This window comes from Citrobacter freundii complex sp. CFNIH4 (assembly GCF_002934505.1).
GTDB classification, from domain to species: Bacteria; Pseudomonadota; Gammaproteobacteria; order Enterobacterales; family Enterobacteriaceae; genus Citrobacter; species Citrobacter freundii.
On record NZ_CP026231.1, the window covers coordinates 2,028,699 to 2,046,750 of the forward strand.

13 protein-coding genes, 2 tRNA genes and 2 other RNA genes are annotated in these 18,052 nt (G+C 51.5%); 9 read left to right on the forward strand and 8 right to left on the reverse strand.

The window, feature by feature from the left end; genetic code table 11:
* The first annotated feature begins 602 nt into the window (after positions 1–602).
* Positions 603–1,016, forward strand: coding sequence for a histone-like nucleoid-structuring protein H-NS (hns, locus tag C2U41_RS10355; RefSeq protein ID WP_003020723.1), 414 nt, complete (start codon positions 603–605; stop codon positions 1,014–1,016).
* A 136-nt stretch (positions 1,017–1,152) separates the two neighbouring features.
* On the opposite strand, the gene galU is transcribed toward hns, so the two are convergent.
* The 3 genes from galU to rssA form a co-directional block, all read right to left on the reverse strand.
* A complete protein-coding gene (gene galU, locus C2U41_RS10360; protein WP_003020727.1) occupies positions 1,153–2,061 on the reverse strand; it encodes a UTP--glucose-1-phosphate uridylyltransferase GalU in 909 nt (302 codons plus the stop codon).
* A 204-nt stretch (positions 2,062–2,265) separates the two neighbouring features.
* Positions 2,266–3,279 (reverse strand): two-component system response regulator RssB, encoded by a 1,014-nt coding sequence (rssB, locus tag C2U41_RS10365; RefSeq protein ID WP_003841305.1) that lies wholly within the window; start codon positions 3,277–3,279, stop codon positions 2,266–2,268.
* A gap of 90 nt (positions 3,280–3,369) precedes the next feature.
* The gene (gene rssA / locus C2U41_RS10370) at positions 3,370–4,281 is read right to left on the reverse strand and encodes a patatin-like phospholipase RssA (protein ID WP_003020732.1); all 912 of its coding nucleotides are present in this window, start codon (positions 4,279–4,281) and stop codon (positions 3,370–3,372) included.
* Positions 4,282–4,392: 111 nt separating this feature from the next.
* Between rssA and C2U41_RS10375 the strand changes: the two genes are divergently transcribed.
* The 6 genes from C2U41_RS10375 (at position 4,393) to C2U41_RS10400 (ending at position 6,460) form a co-directional block, all read left to right on the forward strand.
* The gene (locus tag C2U41_RS10375; protein ID WP_003841307.1) at positions 4,393–4,848 is read left to right on the forward strand and encodes a YchJ family protein; all 456 of its coding nucleotides are present in this window, start codon (positions 4,393–4,395) and stop codon (positions 4,846–4,848) included.
* Positions 4,849–4,903: 55 nt separating this feature from the next.
* Positions 4,904–5,746, forward strand: coding sequence for a formyltetrahydrofolate deformylase (gene purU, locus C2U41_RS10380; protein WP_048217494.1), 843 nt, complete (start codon positions 4,904–4,906; stop codon positions 5,744–5,746).
* 156 nt (positions 5,747–5,902) lie between these two features.
* Positions 5,903–5,987 (forward strand) — tRNA-Tyr (locus C2U41_RS10385).
* Between the two features lie 36 nt (positions 5,988–6,023).
* Positions 6,024–6,108: transfer RNA gene (locus tag C2U41_RS10390), tRNA-Tyr, on the forward strand.
* Between the two features lie 44 nt (positions 6,109–6,152).
* Positions 6,153–6,284: non-coding RNA, RtT sRNA (locus tag C2U41_RS10395), on the forward strand.
* Between the two features lie 44 nt (positions 6,285–6,328).
* A non-coding RNA gene (locus tag C2U41_RS10400) (RtT sRNA) lies at positions 6,329–6,460 on the forward strand.
* A 236-nt stretch (positions 6,461–6,696) separates the two neighbouring features.
* Here the strand turns inward: C2U41_RS10400 and narI are convergent.
* The 5 genes from narI to narK form a co-directional block, all read right to left on the reverse strand.
* On the reverse strand, positions 6,697–7,374 hold the full coding sequence (narI, locus tag C2U41_RS10405; protein WP_003020743.1) for a respiratory nitrate reductase subunit gamma: 678 nt from the start codon (positions 7,372–7,374) through the stop codon (positions 6,697–6,699).
* On the reverse strand, positions 7,374–8,084 hold the full coding sequence (narJ, locus tag C2U41_RS10410; RefSeq protein ID WP_016150346.1) for a nitrate reductase molybdenum cofactor assembly chaperone: 711 nt from the start codon (positions 8,082–8,084) through the stop codon (positions 7,374–7,376). Before narJ ends, narI begins: the two co-directional genes overlap by 1 nt.
* Entirely contained in the window at positions 8,081–9,619 is a 1,539-nt protein-coding gene (narH, locus tag C2U41_RS10415; protein WP_016150347.1) for a nitrate reductase subunit beta, read from the reverse strand. The genes narJ and narH overlap by 4 nt, the downstream gene beginning before the upstream one ends.
* Positions 9,616–13,359, reverse strand: a complete 3,744-nt coding sequence (locus tag C2U41_RS10420) for a nitrate reductase subunit alpha (protein WP_016150348.1) — start codon at positions 13,357–13,359, stop codon at positions 9,616–9,618. Before C2U41_RS10420 ends, narH begins: the two co-directional genes overlap by 4 nt.
* 515 nt (positions 13,360–13,874) lie before the next feature.
* Entirely contained in the window at positions 13,875–15,266 is a 1,392-nt protein-coding gene (narK, locus tag C2U41_RS10425; RefSeq protein WP_048217493.1) for a nitrate transporter NarK, read from the reverse strand.
* A 340-nt stretch (positions 15,267–15,606) separates the two neighbouring features.
* On the opposite strand from narK, the gene narX reads away from it, so the two are divergent.
* Both narX and narL read left to right on the forward strand, forming a co-directional pair.
* Complete coding sequence (gene narX, locus C2U41_RS10435; protein WP_003020754.1) at positions 15,607–17,403, forward strand: nitrate/nitrite two-component system sensor histidine kinase NarX; 1,797 nt, start codon at positions 15,607–15,609, stop codon at positions 17,401–17,403.
* Positions 17,396–18,046 carry a two-component system response regulator NarL gene (gene narL, locus C2U41_RS10440; protein ID WP_003020756.1) on the forward strand — a complete coding sequence of 217 codons (651 nt, stop codon included), beginning with the start codon at positions 17,396–17,398 and terminating at the stop codon, positions 18,044–18,046. The genes narX and narL overlap by 8 nt, the downstream gene beginning before the upstream one ends.
* The last annotated feature ends 6 nt before the right edge of the window (positions 18,047–18,052 follow it).

An 18,052-nucleotide genomic window follows, 5' to 3' on the forward strand; every position in this document is an offset into this window, starting at 1 on the left:
GGCCCTCACATGGGGAAATAAATATGCGCGGGATTGTATCATATTTCACGAAAGTGTCGGTGTAGCGTTGCGCCCAAAGGCGTATAAATGCGCGGGCAACCTCGCTCAGTGCCGCCTGAATTTAAGTAGCAGGTTGTTAGAGAGCATACAACCATCGACCATACGGCCCGAGCTCGGACGCGTATATACACTCTCTTTCGCAAATAGTGCTCATGAAATTTATCAATGTCACTTATCATCATACGGCAATAAAGAAACCCTTCCCATATTGTTATTGAATCTACCCACTCTCACCATGTATTAGCGAATTCACGTAAGCAAAACTAATACAAAAGGTTGAAATCACTGCAAAGAGATACTATTTGTACACCATAAAATGTGACCTGAATCTTGAATTTCTACTCTCAACCGCTGAGAAGCCCCCTCGCCAATAAGCCTTTTTTATGCCCAACATCATGGGGAATTTAAGACAGGAGAATTAATTCTGTTACTAAATAAAGCGCAATTTTGAATTCCTTACATTCCTGGCTATTGCACAACTGAATTTATCGCTCTATTATTAGCTCAACAAACCACCCCAATATAAGTTTGAGATTACTACAATGAGCGAAGCACTTAAAATTCTGAACAACATCCGTACTCTTCGTGCGCAGGCAAGAGAATGCACTCTGGAAACGCTTGAAGAAATGCTGGAAAAATTAGAAGTTGTAGTTAGCGAGCGTCGCGAAGAAGAAAGCGCTGCTGCCGCTGAAGTTGAAGAACGCACTCGTAAACTGCAACAATATCGTGAAATGCTGATCGCTGACGGCATTGATCCGAACGAACTGCTGAATAGCATGGCTGCTGTTAAATCTGGCACCAAAGCTAAACGCGCTGCACGTCCGGCTAAATATAGCTATGTTGACGAAAACGGTGAAACTAAAACCTGGACTGGCCAGGGTCGTACACCGGCAGTGATCAAAAAAGCGATGGAAGAGCAAGGTAAACAACTGGACGATTTCCTGATCAAGGAATAATTCAGAAATACGTTGCTTAAAATCCCGCCATTGGCGGGATTTTTTTTACTGGTACTTCGCTCAGCCCTACTCGGATTAGGTATAAAAAAACGGCGCTGTTAATACAGCGCCGTTCTGACCAGATAATACCAGAAGGTTACTTCTTAATACCCATCTCGTCTTCCAGCCAGGCTTTAAATTCAGCGCCGAGAGTATTATGGCGAATACCATATTCGACGAACGCCTGCATATAGCCCAGTTTATTACCACAGTCATGGCTTTTGCCCTTCATGTGATAAGCTTCAACCGTCTCTTTTTCAATCAGCATATCGATTGCATCTGTCAGCTGAATTTCATCACCCGCTCCCGGAGGGGTTTTAGCCAGCAGAGGCCAGATATCGGCACTAAGAACGTAACGACCCACAACGGCCAGATTAGAAGGCGCTACATCAGCTTTTGGTTTTTCAACCACGCCAACCATCGGGACGCTTTCGCCCGGGGATAATTCAACGCCTTTACAATCAACAACACCATAAGCCGTAACATCTTCTACCGGTTCAACCATAATCTGGCTGCTACCTGTTTCATCAAAACGATGAATCATTTCGGCAAGGTTGTCGCGGGATAAATCAGATTCGTATTCGTCAAGAATTACGTCCGGCAGGATTACAGCAACCGGTTCATCGCCAACCACAGGGTGCGCGCACAATACTGCGTGGCCCAGACCTTTTGCCAGACCCTGACGCACCTGCATAATAGTCACATGCGGCGGGCAAATAGATTGCACTTCTTCCAGAAGCTGACGTTTTACACGTTTTTCCAGCATCGCTTCAAGTTCAAAGCTTGTATCGAAGTGGTTTTCAATAGAATTTTTAGACGAGTGAGTTACAAGTACAATTTCAGTGATGCCCGCAGCAATACATTCGTTTACGACGTACTGAATTAATGGCTTATCAACCAACGGTAGCATCTCTTTCGGGATTGCTTTCGTAGCCGGTAACATCCTGGTTCCTAATCCCGCAACTGGGATAACGGCTTTTTTGACTTTTGAATTAAGGGCAGCCATTTAAAACTCTCCTGGACTGTTCATGTATTGAACGTGTTCATCATTCTGTATCGCATCCGAGTATATCAGTACAGCGACAAACTTCTGGTCTGAAAAGGACGCGCGTCGGTATAATTAAGATAAATACGAATAAATCTGGCGCTGATAGTAGCACTTACAGCACGGGGAGGGTGAACCAATTTCATTTGCACGCCTCTCAATTGTTCATTCCGCAGACAACATCAAGCGCAGACGCCCTCCCGCCCCCCATATTTGGCATTGCCATGACTCACAATGTTGGCTCAACTGATTAAGATACGTATTACCTAAGGTACCCAGCGGAACGCCATTGCTGATTTGCACTTGGTGGGAACCTGTATTTAATGTCGCATTCAGCCCTGCAGATACCAGAATCAGATTTTTTAATCCGCTGTGGTAATACCCCACCAGCAAGGGAAACTGCCCTGGTAAATTTGCTTGCCGCAACAAATGATTTACCTGTTTCAATAACGTACCTAACTCCGGCAACCGCTGATTTTGTTGTGTCAGTTGCTCCTGCAGTAGACCATTAAATAGCGCCCGCAATAATAATGCAGCCAAAACACCATTATCCCCTGCCCGCGTCACATCAAGGCAATAGAATGCAAGGTCATGATCCGACAGCGGCGCAATATCCAGCACCAGCCCCGGTTGGTCGGCTACTACCAATTGTCGATAGTTAATGCGACAGTGCGAAATCACTTGCGACACTGGAGGCTGTAATTCTTTTAGCAGCTTCGCGGCGGCGGCAGGATCGTCCACCATCGCATCCCAGTCGCGAAACAGCCGCTCTTCTTCTTCCACGCGTGAATTAAACATGTTGGGATAAAGACATGCAAAGACGGTTTCTCTCAAGCGATTAAGGTCTTTCACCGGCTTCAATAGGACATCATCCACCCCGAGTCGTAGCGCTTTGGCTATGTCGGACATGTTTTCCGTCGCAGAAATCACCAGTATCGGGGTCTGATCGCCACGATTGCGTAGATACTCAACCAGTTTGAGGCCGTTCATTCTTGGCATAGCCAGATCGCAAATCATCAGATCTGGCGTGAAGTGTCCAAGTAGTTCAAGTGCTTCAAGCCCGTCGCCAGCCACCGCCGTTGTCGCTCCCAAAGAGGAAAACCATGAGTCCATGAGTGAGCGAAATACCGGCTCATCCTCAACGATAAGAATCTGTTTTCCGACCAATGGCTGCGTCATATTCTCCCCCCTGACTGGCTTTAATAAATAGTGGCATGCTATTGCCACTCACGCCTGTCAGAATTAGCTTAAGTGTTGATAAAAAATGCGTTAGACGTTGGTTTTCACCAAGGGTAGAAGTTCATCCATTTTCTTCTCGACCGCCAACTGCCCGGCAGCAATTGCTGCACTGGCGCGGTGAAAATCCAGCGTGGATATTTGTGGACAAAACGGCTGAATCAGTATGTCTGGAGGGTCGCCGGCCATGCGGTTACGTTTCAGACGATTTTCCAGAACCTGAATAGACGTCGTCATGATCTCCATCGCCGTCGGTGCCGTGACCGCACGCCTGGCCGTAATATTGCTCAATCGCTCTTTCAGGCGGGCATGCCATGAAAGCTCGTCAGCATCATTACCCGATTCGGCATCGCTATTGACGTTGAAGGAGAGTAAATCTTGTTGCATGAGATGAGCATCGTGTTGCAGGTCGACCGCGATAACAATATCGGCCCCCAACGCACGAGTCAGGGATACAGGGACGGGATTCACCACCGCGCCATCGACCAGCCAGTAACCATTATGCGCCACGGGAGACATCAGACCAGGAATACTACAGGAGGCTCGGACAGCCAGATGCAAATCACCTTCGGTAAACCACAGCTCCCGCCCCGTACTCAGATTAGTAGCAACAGTTGCGAAACGGCGTGTGCATTGCTCAATTGCTTCTACCGGCATAACATTACGGTACTGATTGAATACCCGTTCACCGCGCAGTAAACCTCCCCTGCGCCACGAGAGATCCATCAGCCGTAAAACATCCCAATAGCTGAAAGAACATACCCACTTTTCAAGAGCAGGCAACTTATTGCAGGCGTAGGCAGCACCAACCAGCGAACCGATGGAGCACCCTGCCACGATATCAACATCGATGCCCATATGCTTAAGGGCTTTAATAACCCCAATGTGCGACCAACCTCGCGCCGCGCCGGAACCTAGCGCCAGCCCAATTTTTATTTTTCTCATTATACGTACAAACTTCCCCTGGCTTGCAGACGTAGCAACATCGCTACCGCTCAGTTAACATAGTGCCACTCTGGCGTTTTTACGCCGTTTTTATATTCCAGGGAGTACTTTGTGTCTCAGCTTTGTCCCTGTGGTAGCGCTGTCGAGTATAGCCTATGTTGCTACCGTTATGTGTCCGGCGCGCAAGTAGCACCTACGCCGTCACACCTCATGCGTTCTCGTTACTGTGCTTTTGTGATGAAAGACGCAGATTATCTTATCAGGACCTGGCATCCAGATTGTCATGCGGCCTCGTTTCGCGACGACATTATCGCAGGATTTAATCATACTGAATGGCTTGGGCTGACCGTTTTTGAACAAGAGACGGCAGACACAGAAGATATCGGCTATGTCAGTTTCGTCGCACGGTTTTCTGAACAAGGTAAAACAGGTGCAATTATCGAGCGCTCTCGTTTTTTAAAAGAAAACGGTCAGTGGTACTATATAGACGGTACACGCCCTCAAATTGGACGAAACGATACCTGCCCTTGTGGCTCCGGTAAAAAATTTAAAAAGTGCTGCGGCTAATCAACGCCCGACAGTATCAATTTTGCAAACATTCTCAACAGGATCACCGCTGCAAATGCATTCATTACAAAGAAAAGTGCTGCGTACTATTTGCCCAGACCAAAAAGGTCTGATCGCACGCATTACGAATATCTGTTACAAGCATGAACTGAACATCGTGCAGAACAATGAGTTTGTGGACCACCGCACCGGACGCTTTTTTATGCGCACCGAACTGGAGGGCATTTTTAACGACGTCACGCTGCTTGCCGATCTGGACAGCGCCTTACCTGAAGGCTCAATCCGTGAATTAACCCCAGCAGGCCGCCGCCGCATCGTCATTTTGGTCACTAAGGAAGCGCATTGCCTGGGCGATCTGTTAATGAAGGCCAATTATGGCGGGCTGGATGTTGAAATCGCCGCGGTGATCGGCAATCACGAGACGTTGCGTCCTCTGGTTGAACGGTTTGATATTCCGTTTGAGCTGGTCAGCCATGAAGGTTTAACACGTGACGAACATGATCAGAACATGGCTGACGCTATCGACGCCCACCAGCCGGACTATGTCGTGTTGGCTAAATACATGCGCGTTCTGACCCCGACATTTGTTTCACGCTTCCCAAATAAAATTATCAATATTCACCATTCATTCCTGCCAGCATTCATTGGTGCTCGCCCGTACCATCAAGCTTATGAGCGCGGCGTGAAAATCATCGGCGCGACGGCCCACTACGTAAATGATAACCTTGATGAAGGCCCAATCATTATGCAGGACGTGATCCATGTTGATCACACCTACACTGCCGAAGATATGATGCGCGCGGGTCGCGACGTTGAAAAAAATGTTTTAAGCCGTGCGCTGTATCAGGTTCTGGCTCAGCGCGTCTTTGTTTACGGTAACCGAACGATTATTCTGTAATCGATTGATAAGTTAATTGGTTACCTTTACATCTTTACGTGTAAAAATCAGGCAACCAGTTCTTTTTTATCAACGGAATGCTTTACAGGGGCGCATCATTTGATATGATGCGCCCCGCTTCCAACGGAAGCAGGCCAGTAATTAGCATTACCCCGTGGTGGGGTTCCCGAGCGGCCAAAGGGAGCAGACTGTAAATCTGCCGTCATCGACTTCGAAGGTTCGAATCCTTCCCCCACCACCATTCATTCTTTTACACTCACAAAATTAGTATACCCCTGGTGGGGTTCCCGAGCGGCCAAAGGGAGCAGACTGTAAATCTGCCGTCATCGACTTCGAAGGTTCGAATCCTTCCCCCACCACCATCACTTCATAAAGCACCAACACAAAATCAATCTGCAATGCCACAAATTCTTCCTATTCGGGAAGGATGAGAAGCCTCGACCAAGGTTCGATTCGAGCGTTAGCGAGAAAGCGTTGCCGCAGGCAACGACCCGAAGGGCGAAGCGCACAGCGCTGAGTAATCCTTCCCCCACCACCATCACTTCATAAAGCACCAACACATAATCAATCTGCAATGCCCCAAATTCTTCCTATTCGGGAAGGATGAGAAGCTTTGACCAAGGTTCGATTCGAGCGTTAGCGAGAAAGCGTTGCCGCAGGCAACGACCCGAAGGGCGAAGCGCGCAGCGCTGAGTAATCCTTCCCCCACCACCATCACTTCATAAAGCACCAACACAAAATCAATCTGCATTGCCCTTTATTTGCCTGATGCGCTGTGCTTATCAGACCTACAAACTCGACACATGCCCACAAATTGCCTGATGCACTACGCAGGCCTACGGCGCTCGCTGAAACCTGCGTAGGCTGGATAAGGCGTTTGCGCCGCCATCCGGCAAATAGGCATAAAAAAACCCCGCCGAAGCAGGGTTTTATCTTTCACAGAAATACAATTAGTGACGTGCACGAACAATCTGGTATTTGCGTGTCAGATATTCGACCGGGACGCTCCAGATGTGTACCAGACGCGAGAATGGGAACAACAGGAACAGCGTCATACCCAGCACAAGGTGCACACGGAAAATAAATGCGACGCCATCCAGATACTGAGACGCTCCGCCATGGAAGGTCACCACTGTCTGCGCCCAGTTCACCAACTTCATCATCTCGCTGCCGTCCATATGCTGGGCGGAGAACGGAATGGTCAGCAGACCCAGCGCACACTGGATAACCAACAGAGAGAGGATCAGAATATCCGCTCCGGTGGTGGTAGCCCGCACTCGTGGGCTGAACAAACGACGTTTCAGCAGCAGTACACCGCCAATCAGACACATTACGCCGCTAGCGCCACCCGCGAACATCGCCATCTTTTGTTTCACTTCAAGCGGCAGCCACGCTTCATACATCCAGTGTGGCGTTAACATACCCAAGAAGTGCCCGGCAAAAATCCCCAGGATCCCAATGTGAAACAGGTTTGACGCCAGGTTCATCCCTTTGCGATCCAGCATCTGACTGGAGGCCGCACGCCACGTATACTGCCCGTAGTCATAACGCAGCCAACTGCCGATCAGAAAGACAGAACCCGCGATGTACGGATAGATGTCAAAGAAGAACGTATTCAGGAAGTGCATTAGTGCTGTCCTCCGGTAGTGATATTCAGATACTGCGGCGCAACGGCCCCGGCAAAACGACGCTGGTGAGCGGAGATTTCCGACTCGCCACACCCCTGATCGGCGAAGAATTTTACCTGCTCTTCTTCCCAGACCGCATCCAGCGCTTGTGGAGTATCATCACGGGCTTCATCCGCAATTTTTTCAGCCACTTTATCGCTGTCGATAACGGTATTCGCCAGTTTTAACAGCAAATCGAACAGTACTGCATAACGGCTTTCACGCTGCTGCAAACGAGCGCTGAGCAAAGCCAGGATCGGCGCAATATCCTGCAAGCCACCTAGCGCTTCGCTTTTCGGCAGTTGCGCAAGATATTCCAGATACAACGGCAGATGATCGGGAAGTTCGCGGCTGTCGAGCTGCAAACCGTGCTGTTCATACTGTGCCATCAGGTCAACCATCGCCTGACCGCGATCGCGGGATTCACCGTGTACATGTTCAAACAGCAGCAGCGAGGTGGCACGGCCACGATCAAACAGTTCGCTGTAACTTGCCTGCACATCCAGCACGTCTTGCGCGATTAGATCGCGCAGGAAAACGCCCAGAGTCTGGGCATCCTCTTTATCCAGGTTCTCAGATGACGCGAGTGCATCGAAAAGTTCCTGCTGATGCTGCCACAGGGCAGCATCCGGGTACTCGAGCAAACGCGAAACAATGACGAGTTCAATCATTGGTGCGGCTCCGTTTTGCTGGTCACATCGACAGCGTCGATGCGGCGGCTGTTGAACAGATTGAATTTAGTATCAGAACCGTGGCAACCGTCACCGAAGGTAAAGCCGCAACCGCTTTTCTCCGGGAACGCATCACGCGCCAGTTCACGATGGCTGCTCGGCACCACGAAACGATCTTCGTAGTTCGCAATGGCCAGATAACGATACATCTCCTGTGCCTGAGCTTCGGTCAGACCGACCTCTTCCAGCGCACGGGTATCGACTTTACCGTCAACGGTTTCCGCACGTTTGTAGTGACGCATCGCCAGCATACGTTTCAGCGCCAACAGCACCGGCTGAGTATCGCCTGCTGTCAGCAGGTTCGCCAGGTACTGAACCGGGATACGCAGACTGTCAACGTCCGGCAGAATACCGTTGCTGCCCAGCTCGCCCGCATCGGCGGCAGACTGAATCGGTGACAATGGCGGCACGTACCAAACCATCGGCAATGTGCGGTATTCCGGATGCAGCGGCAGCGCCAACTTCCAGTCCATCGCCATTTTATAAACCGGAGACTGCTGTGCGGCATCGATAACGCTCAGCGGAATACCATCTTTCAGCGCCTGTTCAATAACAGCCGGATCGTTCGGATCGAGGAACACGTCCAGTTGACGCTGGTACAGATCTTTCTCATGCTCGGTGCTTGCCGCGCTTTCAATCGCATCCGCGTCATACAGCAGTACACCGAGGTAACGGATACGACCGACGCAGGTTTCGGAGCACACGGTCGGTTGACCGGCTTCGATACGTGGATAGCAGAAAATGCACTTCTCTGACTTACCGCTCTTCCAGTTGAAGTAGATTTTTTTGTACGGGCAACCGGTGATGCACATACGCCAGCCGCGGCACTTGTCCTGATCGATCAGCACGATGCCATCTTCTTCACGCTTGTAAATGGCACCGCTCGGGCAAGTCGCCACGCACGCCGGATTAAGGCAGTGCTCGCACAGACGCGGCAAATACATCATGAAGGTGTTTTCGAACTGACCGTACATCGCCTTCTGCATGTTCTCGAAATTTTTGTCTTTCGCCAGCTTCTCGAACTCACCGCCGAGGTCATCTTCCCAGTTCGGACCTTTGGTGATTTTATCCATACGCTGACCGGTGATCAGCGAGCGCGGGCGGGCAATCGGCTGCGCTTTGCTGTCTGCCGGGGTGTTGTGCAGAGTCTGGTAATCGAAGTCAAACGGTTCGTAGTAGTCATCAATACCTGGCAAATGCGGGTTAGCAAAAATTTTACCCAGCAGCAGCGCTTTGTTACCCATGCGCGGCACCAGTTTACCGTTGATCTTACGGATCCAACCGCCCTTCCATTTTTCCTGGTTTTCCCAATCAGTGGGGAAGCCAGTACCCGGTTTGGTTTCAACGTTGTTAAACCAGGCATACTCCGCACCTTCACGGCTGGTCCAGACGTTTTTACAGGTTACTGAACAGGTGTGGCAACCGATGCACTTATCGAGATTCAGCACCATGCCGACTTGTGAACGAATTTTCATTTTACGCTCTCCTGTACCTGGTCATTGCCTTCGCCATCCAACCAGTCAATGTTCTTCATCTTACGAACCACCACGAACTCATCACGGTTCGAACCTACGGTGCCGTAGTAGTTAAAGCCGTAGGCCAGGTGGGCATAACCACCAATCATGTGCGTCGGTTTCGGTGTGATACGGGTCACCGAGTTATGGATCCCGCCGCGCTGCTCGGTAATCTCCGACCCCGGAATATTCACAATACGTTCCTGGGCGTGGTACATCATGGTCATCCCGGCCGGGACACGTTGACTCACAACCGCACGAGCGGTGAGTGCCCCGTTACTGTTAAAGACTTCGATCCAGTCGTTATCCTCGATACCCAGATCTTTCGCATCCGCTTCGCTCATCCACACGATCGGACCGCCGCGACCTAACGTCAGCATCAGCAGGTTATCGCTGTAGGTGGAGTGGATACCCCACTTCTGGTGTGGCGTCAGGAAGTTGAGCGCTTTTTCTGGGTTACCATTTGATTTCTCGCCCATCACCTCTTTCACCGAACGAGTATCAATTGGTGGGCGGTAAACCAGCAGGCTTTCACCGAAGTCTCGCATCCACTGATGATCCTGATACAGCTGCTGGCGACCAGTCAGCGTACGCCATGGGATCAGCTCGTGAACGTTGGTGTAACCGGCGTTGTAAGAAACATGTTCATCTTCCAGTCCTGACCAGGTCGGGCTGGAGATAATTTTGCGCGGCTGCGCCTGAATATCGCGGAAGCGGATTTTCTCGTCTTCTTTATTCAGCGCCAGATGCGTATGGTCACGGCCGGTAAATTCACTCAGCGCAGCCCAGGCTTTCACCGCCACCTGACCGTTGGTTTCCGGTGCCAGGGTGAGGATCATCTCAGCGGCATCAATCGCCGTATTCAGCATCGGCTGGCCTTTTGCCGGGCCTTCAGCCTTGGTGTAATTGAGCTTGCGCAGCAGATCCATTTCGCTCTGGGTATTCCAGGCAATCCCTTTCCCGCCGTTACCGACTTTATCCATCAGTGGGCCGATGGACGTGAAGCGTTCGTAGGTTGCCGGATAATCACGCTCAACTGTCATGATGTGCGGCGCGGTAACGCCTGGAATCAGATCGCATTCGCCTTTCTTCCAGTCTTTAACATCCAACGGCTGCGCCAGTTCGGCGGCCGAGTCGTGCTGAATAGGCAGCGTCACTACGTCGGTTTCTTTGCCAAGGTGACCCACGCAAACTTCAGAGAATTTCTTGGCGATAGCCTTGTAGATTTCCCAGTCGCTCTTCGATTCCCAGGCTGGGTCAACGGCGGCAGACAACGGGTGAATAAACGGATGCATATCCGAAGTATTCATATCGTCTTTTTCATACCAGGTGGCGGTCGGCAGCACGATGTCGGAGTACAGACAGGTGCTCGACAGACGGAAGTCCAGGGTGACGACCAGATCCAGCTTGCCGTCCAGTCCGTTATCCTGCCATTCCACTTCTTCTGGCTTCACGCCCCCCTGTTTACCCAGATCCAGCCCCTGAATACCATGTTCAGTACCCAGCAGATACTTCAGCATGTACTCGTGGCCTTTACCGGAAGAGCCGAGCAGGTTAGAACGCCAGATAAACAGGTTACGCGGATGGTTTTTACCGTTCTCTGGTTGTTCAGCCGCAAAGCGAATAGAACCTTCCTTCAGAGATTTAACGGTGTAATCCACCGGTGTCATCCCGACTTTTTCCGCCTCACGCGCAATGTACAGCGGGTTAGTACCCAATTGCGGCGCAGATGGCAACCAGCCCATACGTTCAGCGCGAACATTAAAGTCAATCAAATGGCCACTATAGCGGGATTTGTCTGCCATCGGGGACAGCAGTTCCTGTGCCGTAACCGTCTCATAGCGCCATTGGCTGGAGTGGTTATAGAAGTAGGACGTACTGTTCATATGACGCGCCGGACGCTGCCAGTCAAGGCCAAACGCCAGCGGCTGCCAACCGGTCTGCGGACGCAGTTTTTCCTGACCCACATAGTGGGCCCAACCGCCGCCGCTCTGGCCGACGCAACCACAGAACACCAGCATGTTGATAAGCCCACGATAGTTCATATCGAGGTGATACCAGTGGTTCAGACCCGCGCCGACAATAATCATTGAGCGGCCGTGCGTTTTATCTGCGTTATCGGCAAATTCACGGGCAATACGCACGATCTGAGCGCGCGATACGCCAGTGATTTTCTCTGCCCATGCCGGAGTATACGCTTTGATATCGTCGTAGCTGGAGGCGCAGTTTTCATCGTTCAGACCGCGTTCCAGACCGTAGTTGGCCATGGTCAGATCGTAAACGGTGGTCACCAGCGCGGTGCTGCCATCTGCCAGTTGCAGGCGTTTTACCGGCAGTTTGTGCAGCAGAACATTTTCCAGTTCAACTTTGCTAAAGTGCTCGGTGCCTTCGCCGCCAAAATACGGGAAGCCGACTTCAGCGATGTCGTCCTGGCTGCCCAACAGGCTGAGCTGCAGTTCGGTTTCGTTACCGGACGTGCCGTCGCGCTGCTCAAGGTTCCATTTACCTTTTTCACCCCAGCGGAAACCAATTGAACCGTTTGGCGCAACCATTTCGCCGTCGGTATTGATGGCAACAGTTTTCCACTCTGGATTATTTTCCTGACCCAGGGAGTCAACCAGATCGGCGGCACGCAGCATACGACCCGCCGCATAATACCCGTCACGCTCTTCGAGCATCACCAGCATCGGGAAGTCGGTGTAACGACGCACGTAGTCGGTGAAGTATTGGCTCGGGTTATCAAGGTGGAACTCGCGCAGCATGACGTGACCCATTGCCAGCGCCATTGCGGCATCGGTGCCCTGCTTCGGAGCCAGCCACAGATCGCAGAGTTTAGCGATTTCAGCGTAATCCGGGGTGATGGCGACCGTTTTAGTCCCTTTGTAGCGAACTTCCGTGAAGAAGTGCGCATCTGGGGTACGGGTCTGCGGAACGTTTGAACCCCAGGCGATAATGTAACTGGAGTTATACCAGTCGGCAGATTCCGGAACGTCAGTCTGCTCACCCCAGGTCTGCGGAGACGCAGGCGGCAAGTCACAGTACCAATCGTAGAAGCTCAGGCAGGTGCCGCCAATCAGCGACAGATATCGTGCACCGGAGGCGTAGGAAACCATCGACATCGCAGGGATCGGCGAGAAGCCCGCCACGCGGTCAGGACCGTAGGTTTTAACGGTGTAAACGTTAGAAGCGGCAATCAGCTCATTCACTTCCTGCCAGGAAGAACGCACAAAACCACCACGACCACGCGCTTGTTTGAAGCTTTTTGCTTTATCGGCGTCTTCGATGATGGAGGCCCATGCGTCTACCGGATCGCTGTGCAGTCTTTTCGCTTCACGCCACATTTTCATCAGACGTTTGCGCATCAGCGGGTATTTCAGACGGTTAGCGCTGTAGAGATACCAGGAATAGCTTGCACCACGAGGGCAACCACGAGGCTCGTGGTTTGGCAGGTCCGGACGGGTACGCGGATAATCGGTTTGCTGGGTTTCCCAGGTCACCAGACCATTTTTCACATAGATTTTCCAGCTGCATGAGCCAGTGCAGTTTACCCCGTGGGTTGAACGCACGATTTTGTCATGCTGCCAACGCTGGCGGTATCCGTCCTCCCAGTCCCTGTTGGTATTGAGAAGCTGGCCATGCCCATCGGCAAAGGTTTCGCCCTTCTGCTTGAAGTAGCGAAACCGGTCCAGGAATTTACTCATCGGTTTTCTCCTGTAGGAGCCTGACGGCTCTCTGATAAATCGACATTGCTTGATTGAGAGCGAAGGTAACGCTCTGAAAGGGCGTGAGAATTGATAACGATCAAGGCAGGCAGGGATGAAAAATGAGGGTTGGTTTTTACATACCCCCAAAGTGGGATATTGACATTTAACGTAATAAATTGAATTTAAAGGATTTTTAATAATTCAATTATCATGCAAATGTTAAATTCTTTATAAGTGGGTATTAAGGGGTATCCCCCCTGCTTAGCATGTTGCGTACGCCGTTCTCACAGGCTGTTGTCATGCCACAATACAAAAGTATGTTGTAACTAATTATAGACAAAAAAAAAGCGCGGTCTAACACCGCGCAATGGATAATCAACTTACACTTCATCCTTCAAACTGCTTCGCGTTGGCTGCGCTCGTTCTCCCCAGTCACTTACTTCTGTTAGCTCCTGGGGATTTCTCACTTGTCGCCTTGATGCAGTTAGAATGATTTTGTGTATACCACTTTTTTACTTTTTAGAATGACGTCCGTATACCGCCCAGGTGATAACCACACAAGCGACATAGAAGATCAGAAATACTTTCATCGCACCGACCGGAGAACCGGTTAATGCCAGGGACGTGCCAAATGCTTTCGGGATAAAGAAGCCGCCGATCGCACCAATAGCAGAGATAAAGCCCAACGCTGCCGCCGTATCGGTTGCCGCCTCGCGCATCGCTTTCTCTTCTGAACCACCTTCAGCTTTCACTCTGTCCATCGTCAGTTTGCGAAAGATTACGGAGATCATCTGGAAGGTTGAACCACTCCCCAGTCCGGCCGTCAGGAACAACGCCAGGAACACAGCGAAGAAGGCAATGAAGTTGCCGCCGACACCGTTTGATGGCAGCGTCAGGAACAATAAGGCACTGAAAATAGCCATCAGAATGAAGTTCACCAGCGTGACGCGGGTCCCGCCCAGACGGTCAGAGATTGCGCCGCCCGCAGAACGCGCCAGCGCACCAATGAACGGGCCAAAGAAGGCGTAATGCAGGATCTGCACCTCAGGGAACTGCGTTTTTGACAGCATCGCGAAACCGGCAGAGAAACCGATAAAGGAACCGAAGGTCGCCAGATACAGCAGGCTCATAATCCACAAATGCCCGCGTTTCAGCACCGGCAATTGCTCTTTCAGCGAGGCTTTGGAGGTTGCCAGTTCGTTCATACCGAACCATGCGGCCAGCGTGAAAATAGCGAGGAACGGCACCCAAATCCATGCGGCGTTTGCCAGATACAGCTGCGTGCCATCCGGTTGTTCAACCCCGTGGCTACCAAATACGGCGAAGATTGACAATGAAACCACCAGCGGCGCGACCAACTGCATCACGCTGACGCCCATGTTGCCCAGGCCACCGTTCAGACCCAGCGCGCCGCCCTGTTTCTGTTTTGGAAAGAAGAAGCTGATGTTTGCCATACTGGACGCAAAGTTCGCACCAGCGAAGCCGCACAGCAGGGAGATAATAATAAAGGTACTAAACGGCGTGGAGGTATCCTGCACCGCAAAACCTAACCATACGCAAGGAATGATCAGGATGCCGGTGCTAAATGCCGTCCAGCGACGTCCACCAAACAGGGGGACCATAAAGGAGTACGGAACACGCAGCAGCGCGCCGGACACCGAAGGTAATGCCGTCAGCATGAACAGCTGTTCAGTGGTGAAATCAAATCCGACTTTCGGTAAGTTCACCGCCACGGCGCTAAATAACATCCACACGCAAAACGCCAGCAGCAAGCAAGGGACGGAAATCCACAGGTTACGGCTGGCGATTCGTTGACCACGCTGCTGCCAGAAGGCGGGATCTTCCGGCCGCCATTCGGTAATTACAGCTCCAGATGCCCTTTCCGGGGCAGATGAGTGACTCATAGACACCTCTGATACTTGTTTCGATGCCTGCAACATTAGGGTTTACAGCTGGAGGTAAGTTGATATAAATCAAAGGAAAAGGTGTCATTATTCATGCCTAAAATTTATTATTACCCTTAATGAGTACATAACTTCGGTAAAAAAGATGTGGTTTTTCACGCTTCTGTCGCACCCTACTCCCCCTCGCCCAGGATCTCTCCCTCCACTGGCAATTAAGGGGTAGCCCGTTTGAGGTATGGGTATACTCCAGTGTATCGCCGAGAATAACGCCACTGCCTGCAGCAGAATCGTCATTCAATAAGGTTTTCTGTTCGACGAAAACCCGAAGGAACAAGTCACCATGTTTAAACGTTGTCTCTCCCCGCTTACGCTGGTCAACCAGGTGGCGCTGATTGTTTTATTGTCCACAGCCATCGGCGTGGCGGGTATGGCTGTCTCCGGCTGGCTGGTTCAGGGCGTTCAGGGTAGCGCCCATGCAATCAACAAAGCGGGATCGCTGCGCATGCAGAGTTATCGCCTGCTGGCAGCCGTACCGCTGGACGCTAGCGATCAACCGCTGCTGGATGAAATGGAGCAAACGGCGTTTAGCCCGGAGTTGACGCGTGCCGCAAAGCGAGATGGACAACAGGCGCAGTTAAAAGCATTACAGGATTACTGGCACACTGAACTTGCGCCGGGACTTGCGCATGCGCAAACGCCTGATGCGGTAGCGCAGGATGTGACGCGCTTTGTGGGCGGACTGGATAAATTGGTCACCGCCTTTGACCATACCACCGAATTACGCATTGAACGCGTCGTCCTGCTGCATCGCCTGATGGCCGTATTTATGGCATTGCTGCTGGTTTTCACCATTATCTGGCTGCGCGTGCGCCTGTTAGAGCCGTGGAAACAGCTGCTGTCGATGGCGCGAGCCGTCAGCCAGCGTGATTTTACCCAACGCGCGCATATCAGCGGTCGTAATGAGATGGCGGCTCTGGGCTCGGCGCTAAATAATATGTCGGAAGAACTGGCCGAAAGTTACGCTGTGCTGGAACAGCGAGTACAGGAGAAAACGGCGGGGCTGGAGCACAAAAATCAGATTCTTTCTTTTCTGTGGCAAGCTAACCGCCGCCTGCACTCTCAGGTGCCGTTGTGCGAACGCCTCTCTCCGGTACTGAATGGTTTGCAAAATTTGACCTTGCTGCATGATATTGAGCTCCGGGTTTACGACCTGGAAGATGAAGACAATCATCAGGAATTTACCTGTCAGTCAAATGCCAGCTGTGATGAGAAAGGTTGCCATCTGTGTCCTCGCGGAACGCTGCCCGCGATTGACGGCGGGATTACATTGAAGTGGCGGCTGACCGATGCGCATACCCAGTATGGTATTCTGCTCGCCACCTTGCCGAACGGACGCCATCTCAGCCACGATCAGCAGCAGCTGGTTGATACTCTGGTTGAGCAACTGACCGCAACGCTTGCGCTCGACAGGCATCAGGAGCGTCAACAGCAGTTGATTGTGATGGAAGAGCGTGCCACCATTGCGCGCGAACTTCATGATTCCATTGCACAATCGCTCTCTTGTATGAAGATGCAGGTTAGCTGTTTACAGATGCAGGGCGATGCGCTTTCAGATAACTGTCGCGAGTTGCTCAGCCAGATTCGTAACGAGCTAAATGCTTCATGGGCACAACTACGAGAACTGTTAACCACCTTCCGTTTACAGCTCACGGAACCTGGATTACGACCGGCGCTGGAAGCCAGCTGTCAGGAGTACAGCGCCCGTTTTGGATTTACGGTTAAGCTGGATTACCAGCTACCGCCACGCCTGGTCCCTTCGCATCAGGCGATTCACCTGCTACAAATTGCGCGCGAAGCCCTGAGCAACGCACTTAAACACTCTCAGGCCAATGAAGTGGTCGTGACGGTGGTGCAAAATGGCAAGCAGGTCAAACTGACAGTGCAAGATAACGGCTGCGGCGTACCGGAAAACGCCGAACGCAGTAACCACTACGGCATGATAATAATGCGCGACCGCGCGCAGAGCTTGCGCGGCGATTGCCGCGTACGCCGTCGCGAGACGGGCGGTACTGAAGTTGCTGTCACTTTTATTCCCGAAACAAACTTCACAGAAGTCCAAGGAGATACCCATGAGTAATCTGGAACCGGCAACTATCCTGTTGATCGACGATCATCCGATGCTGAGAACCGGTGTAAAACAGCTTGTCAGCATGGCGCCCGATATTACCGTTGTCGGCGAAGCCAGCAATGGTGAGCAGGGTATCGAGCTGGCTGAATCCCTTGATCCTGATCTGATCCTGCTTGATCTCAACATGCCCGGCATGAACGGTCTGGAAACCCTCGATAAGCTGCGTGAAAAATCACTGTCGGGCCGCATCGTTGTGTTTAGCGTATCCAATCATGAAGAAGATGTGGTTACCGCACTGAAGCGTGGTGCCGACGGTTACCTGCTGAAAGATATGGAGCCGGAAGATTTACTGAAAGCATTGCAGCAGGCTGCCGCTGGTGAAATGGTGCTGAGCGAAGCCTTAACCCCGGTTCTGGCCGCCAGCCTGCGCGCCAATCGCGCAACGTCCGACCGTGATGTTACTCAACTGACGCCGCGCGAACGCGATATTCTTAAACTCATCGCCCAGGGTCTGCCTAATAAGATGATCGCCCGCCGCCTCGACATCACCGAAAGCACAGTAAAAGTTCACGTGAAGCATATGCTGAAGAAAATGAAGCTCAAATCACGCGTTGAAGCCGCGGTATGGGTGCACCAGGAACGCATTTTCTGATAACGC